The 2,567-nt window shown below is 42.5% G+C and carries 4 protein-coding genes; 3 read left to right on the top strand and 1 reads right to left on the bottom strand.

Annotation, left to right across the window (positions count from 1 at the left end; translation table 11 throughout):
* Together A6M21_RS03250 and A6M21_RS18260 are read left to right on the top strand one after the other, a co-directional pair.
* Positions 1-346 (top strand): sigma factor-like helix-turn-helix DNA-binding protein (locus A6M21_RS03250; RefSeq protein WP_066666465.1); only part of this gene is annotated, 346 nt, incomplete at its 5' end.
* Between the two features lie 114 nt (positions 347-460).
* Positions 461-1,111, top strand: coding sequence for a hypothetical protein (locus A6M21_RS18260; RefSeq protein WP_151191782.1), 651 nt, complete (start codon positions 461-463; stop codon positions 1,109-1,111).
* A 64-nt stretch (positions 1,112-1,175) separates the two neighbouring features.
* On the opposite strand, the gene A6M21_RS18255 is transcribed toward A6M21_RS18260, so the two are convergent.
* The gene (locus A6M21_RS18255; protein WP_151191781.1) at positions 1,176-2,018 is read right to left on the bottom strand and encodes a hypothetical protein; all 843 of its coding nucleotides are present in this window, start codon (positions 2,016-2,018) and stop codon (positions 1,176-1,178) included.
* Between the two features lie 215 nt (positions 2,019-2,233).
* Here A6M21_RS18255 and A6M21_RS03245 point away from each other — a divergent pair, with 215 nt between their 5' ends.
* Positions 2,234-2,455: a hypothetical protein gene (locus tag A6M21_RS03245; protein WP_066666464.1), complete on the top strand. Its 222-nt coding sequence runs from the start codon at positions 2,234-2,236 to the stop codon at positions 2,453-2,455.
* Positions 2,456-2,567 lie beyond the last annotated feature (112 nt).

Genomic DNA, 2,567 nt, shown 5'->3' with positions numbered 1-2,567 from the left:
GCAGCCAGGTTGGCTAAAAAAGCGTCGTCGGTTGATGGAACATGAACGCTTAATTCTGGATGCTCCGGCTAATGTTTCTGACGGGGAAATGGCGATGGTTGATACTATTGCCGCGGCGGTCGATGTTGCAGGCGAAGCGGAAGGGTCTGTTTTAGTCCAGGATGCCCTCTCGTCGTTGACCCCGCTACAGCGGGGGGTAATAACTGCGACGGTTCTGGCGGGTGCTACCGAAAAAGAAGCAGCTGTACGGTTGGGGATATCGCAGCAGGCGGTGTACAAGGTAAAGGAGTGTGCGTTGAAGAGGTTGAGGAAGCGTTTTGTCCTGGACGAGCCTACCGGCAAGTAGAGCTTCGTCCTGGACGGGCAATCGTCCCGTATCCGAAGGCAGGGAGGATTGTTTATAACCCTGCTTGTTCTTTGGATAAAGATGTAATTCAAAATAAATCTGGAGGGAATTTAAATGGGAAGTCTACAATCTTGTGGTCCTTGTAATTGCTCAAGTTATGGAAGCAGAAAAGTCTATAATATTACAGCACAACCAATTCAGCAGTGGTTAGTTGATGCAAATAATGCAGGTTCGGCTTCAGGTATGAACCCTGCTACACTTTTGGCAATTGCATCAATAGAAACCGATGGAAATTATGCGGTTGTTTACAATGGCACATATGGTATAGTTCAAGTAGGGCAAGATAGATTAAATGGTTATAACTGTTTGAAAGGAACAAATTATAAATTAACAGATCTAATTGCACAAGGTCCAAATATAACTGAACCATCGGCTGCTGTAGCCGTTTCCTTCGATATTCTTGGACGATCTCTACATGCGGTTAACTTAGCTACCTCTAGCTTTAAACTAGCAGCAACCGGGTGGAATGGAGCAATGTGTGGAAACAATGGATCAGTCCAACCGTATGGAGCAGGATGTGGTTCCTGGCCCATACCTACTGCAACAACATGCTATGGTGTAGCAGCTTATCAACTTGCTTCTGCATATAGTGGTTGGTGGAATAATCCTAGTACAGGACAACCGGATTCTTATTATTGGGGAGGGCTATCACCTGTACCATATGACACGCTTCCGACATATATTCAAGTGTGCTTCGGTCCCTAAAAATTTTCTTCATGGCAATAAGGAAAGTGGCATAGGAATTATCCCTTGCCGCTTTCCTTATTTTCTAATCCGATAAAACAATGCAACTATTTGCGATCTTAAGAGCTTCTTCTATGCTCCCTTTATATTGAAAGCTATACTCATATTGCCCATCACTTGAATACCAGTTAATAAATGTTGACAAGCTATTTGCATTGCTTATTAGAATCTGTCCTGACTTTGCATTTAATTTCTTTAGTTGATGGTTAATGTTTAAACTGTTAATCAATTTCATGGTGTCGTCCATAACATGATTACTTGAACCAATAACTTCATATTTCCAACCATTACTTTCCCAATATACCGATACCGGGTCTTTCCACCCTAAAATAGTTCCCCCTATCTTAACTGGTTTGGCATCTTTAGGCCTTTCTACTATAATATTCTTACTATTACTCGCCTTTGCGCCAGAGATTCCTCCCCATTGATTAGCTTCAGAGCTATTAGGTGGCATACTTAATTGAGGATCGTTTGGGGGAAACTGTTTGGATGTAGTTATTAATGAAATATAGTAACTATGTTTATTAACTTTAAATTGAACTCCATAGTATTTATTAGATGATGAAGAGGGAATCGGCGTCCAATATCGTGGTATAATGATAGGTATATTGGAAACTAACTCTCTAACAATAGGCATAAATGGCGTAGCAGGTTTTACTGTTATAACATTTTTGCTTAGTGCTTCATTTTTATTTTGTTTGCTTGGGTTTTGCTCTATTGTATTTGTATGACCATGTGAAGAAGAATTTGTTTCATTTGAAGCCTGCTGTGTTTTTGATGCAACAGTTGAGCAACCAGAAGTGTTAATTGCTACTGCAACCATAAAGATGACTATTGGAGTCAGTTTCCATTTGTTCAATTTGACCATGATCGATAAAAGACCTCCCTTTTAATTTTCTTTCTCCCTGTAAATTAGACGTATGGGAAAGATGTTTTGTTCCTGTTAGTTTTATGAAAATTTTTTATTCCGGTTGATTGCGGAATACCGGGAGGATGTGGGTAACGGACGGATCCCGGAAGCGCCGGTGCTGGACGCTATCAGAAAAGGGTGCGGGAAATCATTAGTGGTCGGTGTGAGCGTGGTTGTTGCTGAAGTGGGTCCCGGTGCGGCTGATGTGCTTGGTTGCCGGCGTAGACGCCCGGCAGCGTCTGCATGCTCTTATAATTGCCTATGCAGATTGCCTTGATGATTTTCCGGAGGGCATGCCGGAGCGCGAACTGATTTCGGAGCTTTCGGTAAAAGCCGCCGGGCAGGCCAGAGAAATCAGAGGTTTGTTTTCGCAGCTATATGGCTATGATCCGTGAATGGCGTCGGGATTGATGTCGTCCAGGTGTGACGGTTGACGATGAATTTTGGAACTAATTTCGTATTTGGCACGTCTATATATGTTAAACAAGGTAAATATGGGTGATAAAG

The sequence above is a fragment of the Desulfotomaculum copahuensis genome (assembly GCF_001655685.1).
Classification (GTDB): Bacteria; Bacillota; Desulfotomaculia; order Desulfotomaculales; family Desulfovirgulaceae; genus Desulfotomaculum_G; species Desulfotomaculum_G copahuensis.
The sequence above is the reverse complement of the archived record's forward strand: the minus strand, read 5'-3'. Positions and strand labels throughout refer to the sequence as shown.